This window comes from Corallibacter sp., from assembly GCF_048381695.1.
Taxonomy (GTDB): Bacteria; Bacteroidota; Bacteroidia; order Flavobacteriales; family Flavobacteriaceae; genus Corallibacter; species Corallibacter vietnamensis.
Genome location: NZ_JBLXHI010000030.1, coordinates 1 through 5,437, shown reverse-complemented (window position 1 = coordinate 5,437; position 5,437 = coordinate 1). Strand labels below are relative to the sequence as shown.

The 5,437-nt window shown below is 48.1% G+C and carries 6 protein-coding genes and 1 pseudogene; 6 read left to right on the top strand and 1 reads right to left on the bottom strand.

All coding sequences use genetic code 11. The annotated features are described in order from the left end of the window. A pseudogene (locus ACN5J3_RS14360) lies at positions 1-186 on the top strand (ribonucleotide-diphosphate reductase subunit beta); the annotation flags it as partial. Between the two features lie 206 nt (positions 187-392). Further along, positions 393-842, top strand: a complete 450-nt coding sequence (locus tag ACN5J3_RS14355; protein ID WP_418512179.1) for a cupin domain-containing protein — start codon at positions 393-395, stop codon at positions 840-842. Positions 843-920: 78 nt separating this feature from the next. On the opposite strand, the gene ACN5J3_RS14350 is transcribed toward ACN5J3_RS14355, so the two are convergent. Further along, the gene (locus ACN5J3_RS14350; protein ID WP_418512178.1) at positions 921-1,886 is read right to left on the bottom strand and encodes an integron integrase; all 966 of its coding nucleotides are present in this window, start codon (positions 1,884-1,886) and stop codon (positions 921-923) included. Between the two features lie 771 nt (positions 1,887-2,657). On the opposite strand from ACN5J3_RS14350, the gene ACN5J3_RS14345 reads away from it, so the two are divergent. The 4 genes from ACN5J3_RS14345 to ACN5J3_RS14330 all read left to right on the top strand — a co-directional run bounded on the left by ACN5J3_RS14345 (position 2,658) and on the right by ACN5J3_RS14330 (position 5,272). After that, positions 2,658-2,885 carry a hypothetical protein gene (locus tag ACN5J3_RS14345; RefSeq protein WP_418512177.1) on the top strand — a complete coding sequence of 76 codons (228 nt, stop codon included), beginning with the start codon at positions 2,658-2,660 and terminating at the stop codon, positions 2,883-2,885. A 4-nt stretch (positions 2,886-2,889) separates the two neighbouring features. Then, entirely contained in the window at positions 2,890-3,474 is a 585-nt protein-coding gene (locus tag ACN5J3_RS14340) for a hypothetical protein (protein ID WP_418512176.1), read from the top strand. 184 nt (positions 3,475-3,658) lie between these two features. After that, complete coding sequence (locus ACN5J3_RS14335) at positions 3,659-3,985, top strand: Rap1a/Tai family immunity protein (protein ID WP_418512175.1); 327 nt, start codon at positions 3,659-3,661, stop codon at positions 3,983-3,985. Positions 3,986-4,981: 996 nt separating this feature from the next. Beyond that, positions 4,982-5,272 (top strand): hypothetical protein, encoded by a 291-nt coding sequence (locus ACN5J3_RS14330; RefSeq protein WP_418512174.1) that lies wholly within the window; start codon positions 4,982-4,984, stop codon positions 5,270-5,272. The last annotated feature ends 165 nt before the right edge of the window (positions 5,273-5,437 follow it).

Genomic DNA, 5,437 nt, shown 5'->3' with positions numbered 1-5,437 from the left:
TACCACAGCGAACAGTTCCGCTTTGTGGCCAACCGCAGAGCCCGCACCGTAGGGCTGGAAGAGCCGTTCCCGGGCGCGAAAAACGTCTCGCCCTGGCTGGATGAGCAGGCCACCATGCGCAAGGAGAAGAACTTCTTTGAAACGCGGGTGATTGAGTACCAGACCGGGGCGCAGTTGGAGTGGTAGTACTCACTGACCTTCTCCAGCTTGGCAGTGTGCGGATAGGAAGAGCGGCTCCGAGTGAGCCGCAGGGGATTTTGGGCAAACTTGCGATCTAGAATCTAAAATGAATAGACAGGGCGTGGTTGTCATTCATGAGAGTTCGACAGGTAGTATCGGAATCCTGTGTTTAGTTGTTAGATGCGCTCAACGATCAACAGAGGTATCAACCAATGAAAAATACTGCGCTGATCTTACTGTTCGTTTTTTGTTCATTGTTTGGGTATGTCAATGCGGATGAAAAGGCATTGGTTATCTCGCATAAGGATCCATCCCTGCAATGGGGGCCGTGCCCTGATTTTATACCAGCAGGCTGCGCGATTGCCGTACTGCAAGGCGACCCGGCCAAAAATAACGTCGACATTTACTTTAAAGTGCCCGGGGATTTCCACATACCGCACCACTTGCACACCTCCCAGGAACGTATGGTTTTGGTGTCAGGCACTCTGGATGTTCAATACGACAATCACGAAACGGCGACGATAATGGCTGGCGAGTATGCGTACGGCCCTGCCAAACTCCCCCATTCCGCCTATTGCCATAAAGGCGACGATTGCGTTTTGTATATCGGCTTTGTAGAGCCACTGGACGCCATGCCCGTTAAAAGCACTGAGGCTGAATAACGGGGAAAGCAACGCCGACCATACCGCTGGGCGCAATATTGGCCTGGCGGTGCTCAAGGGGTAAGCACCCACGGACCCTCAACCCAGCGGGCTGCGTACCCCGGCAAAACCCTGACCAAGAACATGGGTATAGATTTGCGTGGTGCGCAGATCCGCGTGGCCAAGGAGTTCTTGCACGGTGCGGATGTCGTTGCCGCGACGCAACAGCTCTGTTGCGAAAGTATGCCGAAGCGTATGGCAGCCAGCAGGCTTACCAATGTTGGAATTTGCAATGGCCGCTTTTACCGCTTTTTGCACAGACGAAACATGAATGTGGTGGCGAACAGCGTTGCCGGTATCGTCCACACAGAGGCCGTGGGAAGGAAACAGCCATTGCCATTCCAGTGAGGTGCTGGCATTGGGGTATTTTCGCGCCAAGGCAAACGGCAGGCTGACTGGTGCCTGGAATGTCGTATCCCGTTCTCTCCAGCATTTCCGAATGCTGCCCACATGGGTTTGAAGTTGTGACAGTAACGAGCTGGGCATTAGTGTGGTTCGATCCTTTGCACCCTTACCATCACGAACAGTGATCACCTGTTGGTTGAAATCGAGATCCTTCAGCCGCAACCGGCAGGCCTCGGTAACTCGAAGACCAGAGCCATACATCAAGGATGCAAGGAGCTGATAGGGGGGTGATAGCTTTGCGATGAGAGCCATGGCCTCATCGTGTGACAGCACAACCGGAAGACGACGGGGCTTCTTGGCGCGAATAACCTCACCAATGTCACCCAGCGGCATCCCTAACACCTTGGCATAAAGAAACACCAAGGCATTCAATGCCTGCGCTTGGGTAGCTGCGGCGACGTTGCGATGAACCGCGAGCCAGGTAAGGAACTCATTCACCTCCTGTGCCCCCATGTCACGCGGGTGCTTCATTTTATGGAACCGAATAAAGTAGCGAGCCCAGTACCAGTAGGACTTCTCGGTACGAATGCTGTAGCGATTGACACGAATAACCGCGCGGAGCTGGTCCCTTAGCCGCGGTTGAGGTTGGTTGCCGTCCATATTGGCTTCTCGATCCTTGATATGTGTTTTTATACAGTAGTATTGGGTGGGGAAAATGCCGAAGTCAAGCGATTACGTGGTGTTGTACTGAAAAGTGGTCTAACCTGTTGTTAATTTGGAAAAATAAAATGGCGCGAAGGTGATAGGGCTCGGAGTTATATCGAATCTGTTTTTTCGCAATATCGCGGAACGCGCTCTAATAAGCTGTTAGGCAATGAGAGGGATCTTGAGTTTGGCCAAATTTTTTACAAGTATTGGGTTAGTGGCTGTGCTTTTGCTGGTTGTGGTTGTCAATTTCTCTGCGGTCGAAGAGCGGTATCGGTGCGAGGGGAGTTTTGCCAACCCCTTTAATGGACAGGTTTCGCCCATTTACCTCAAAGTTCATGATTACCGTTGGTGGGTAGGGCTCTGGAGTGATTCCGACGCAGCTGTCTGGTTGGAAGTCCCTAATGAAATCACGGAGTACTACGGGCAAGTCAAAGAGGTCGGTGACAAGCTCCATTTCTATGGCCACGATTCGGAGTTTCAGGGTAGTTTCTCGAACCTGAGTAAGGCTTTACAGGTAGAGCTTCCGAGATTTGGCCGTTTTTCTGGGGCTTGCGTGCTATCAGGAGATTAATGCCTAACCAAACGGTCAACCGGACGCCAAAAGCGTACCGCTTTTGGTTCCCTCCGCTGGCGCTCCGGCGCCGGTTACCATCAGCGTTAGGCTTATACTTCCTTTTAGAAGACGCAGTTAATCACTGGTATCAGGTCAGAGATGACTAGAGAATGAAAAGCGAAACGGATCTTCGAATGCGCTACGTTGAATTTTCTTGGGAATACGACTTTCCAGAACATATAGAAAAAATTTTGGAGGATGATTACATTACCCGGCCGGAATGCTATGACGAAGCCTCTCTGAAACGTATTACAGCATTGTTACTGCTTGACCCGGAACCAGAAGTTGGGCTTTTGCTGTCTCTGGCAGTGACTGGTAAAAAACCTATTGGAAGCTAATGCTATGAATAGCCAGGCAATTCGATGTTTATTTATTGCTTTTTTGGTAACAAATGGCCAAGTTCAAGCTGATCCGCTTAATGAGGAACAGCTATCAAACCTCCCGGAAAGCACAAGAAATGTAATTCTGCTTAATAGAGAGGTTGTCGAAAATGGAGGCCAGGGAATTAAAGCTATATCGTTTAAAGATGCTGATTACAGATTTGCTATCACATCAATATACGATGGTCGAGAAGAAGACCCGCCAATCCATATGGCTTTGGTCTCGCCGAGTGACAATGGAGCGAGTATCGCGTTCAAAATAAATAGAAATTGCTCAGTTATGACTCGAAACGAAGAACTAATCAGTAAGGTAATTCGTGTTGACGACCAAAATGTCTCGGTATTCTTTGGTTGCGGCTCTGATCCAAGCAGCCCTAACGGAACGCAGGAGGTATATACATTTAAAACTAGTACGGGGCTGAGGTACGTGCTCGATCGCTTAAAAGAACATCCTTATGTATTTGTGGATTTTGGCAGCGGACGGGTTCCTTTTGCTACGGATGGTTTCGACACCGCATGGCAGCGTGCGGACTCACCAGTCTTGTAGGATATTGAGCTCATTCAACCCATATGCCTAACTAGTGCGTCAACGGGATTGGTTTTCCGCTGGCGCTCCAAACCAACCCGTTACGCGGGCGTTAGACACATCCATGACGAATTACAATTGAATTTCTATACCGGAGTAAATAGTGATAAAAAACATCTACCACTCGATGATAATCACGCTCTTGATGATGACGTCAGGGAGTATCTTAGCTGATGGAAACAAGCTTTTAGACCAATGCCAAGTCGCAATGCATATCATGAACGGGCAAAGTGAATATGATCGAATAGATGCAATGAAATTTGGTCTGTGCGTAGGCTTTGCCTCAGGCGTAAAAAGTACTTTGATGGTTTTACCTTCATCGGTTGAAATTTGCTGGCCAAAAGAGGGTATAACGAACGGACAGGCAACACGAATTCTTTATAAATATCTCAAAGATAATCCGCAGAAACTTCATGAAAATGAAACTCTTCTTGCAATGCTCTCAATGAGCGAAGCCTTTGCCTGCAAATAAATGATATCTAATTACTGTTAGGCATCAGGAGGAATCGTGAAAGTTGAAATTGTGCCAGGGCCTGAAAAAGGGTCTTTCAGCTCAACAACAAAAAGAACAAGTATCCCTCAAGGAGAAAAACTTGAGGAGATAATGAAAAATCTCTGTGCGTCACTTAATATTAAAATCATATATCGGATATTAAATTCTCGTTACGCGACTTTCTATCGGCCCAAAGGTAGCTACACCTATCAGAGCGCGACCAATACCATACTTCAGTTATCAGAAGAGGTTGCAGAGAAAATGGCTGACTAAAAAGTCTAACAAACACAGTCACGGCGACGCCTACTACATTGCGGCCTCGCCTCCATTTCGCAGCCGCGCGAGCTGTTGGCGTTAGGGGTCTTAAAGCCATATAGTTACGTCAGCCTAAGCGTCAAAAAGAGTACGACGCAGTGTAGCAACACAGCAAAGGTTAGCCCGTGTTAAAAGCAAAAGTTAAGCTCTGAATTTAAAGGTAAATTAATCTCTTTAGTTGTGGGGCAGCCCACTTGAAGGATTGAAATTAAAAGCCAGTGTTCTTCGCTTAGGTCATCGTGCAAAATGGATAAAGCGGAATAAGCATTAAAACGTGTTAGTGGAATACGAGACTTCGGAGTAATTATCAACGTCCGAAGATAAGTAAAAAAAGCGTTGGGGGAATGAGTAACTTCGGAATAACATATTAAAGTCCGAAGTGAATTAAACCCCTAACAAGTAGCATCATAGGACAACAACAAAAGCGGCCAAAAAGAAAAGGCCGGCCACTTTTGCTGTTGCCCATGTGCAAAGCGTTAGGTGCCAATGGAGAATAAGCACATGACTAAAAATGTAGTCCTACTTTTAGCAGTATTTTTCGCCACAAATGTACTTGCTGAATGTCCAGAAGGCACTTGGCCTAGAAACTTATATAGTGGCCCGGGTGGCGGCATGTACAAAGGTCCGGGTGGCGGCATGTACAAAGGTCCGGGTGGCGGCATGTACAAAGGTCCGGGTGGTGGCATGTACAAAGGACCTGGTGGTGGCTTGTATAAAGGTCCTGGTGGTGGCTTATATAAAGGTCCTGGAGGCGGACTATATAAAGGCCCTGGTGGTGGCTTGTATAAAGGTCCTGGCGGCGGACTATATAAAGGCCCTGGTGGTGGTTTGTACAAAGGGCCGCAGGAATATTGCAGTAATATCCCACCCTGGCCTGTATTCATCCAGTACCTAGAAGAAAATGGGTACGAGGACGAGGCAACATTGATCAAAGAAGAACTATATAACTGACGCACCTAACAAGGCGCTCAAGCAAGGACTGGACTTCCCCCGATGTAGTGGACACGCATCGATAACTCCGCAGGAGGAGCAAAACGATGCCGGAAATGATCACGGGGAAGAAAACCCAGCAGTACAGCACTGAGTTCAAAGTCAAAGCGGTGGAGTGGAGTCACC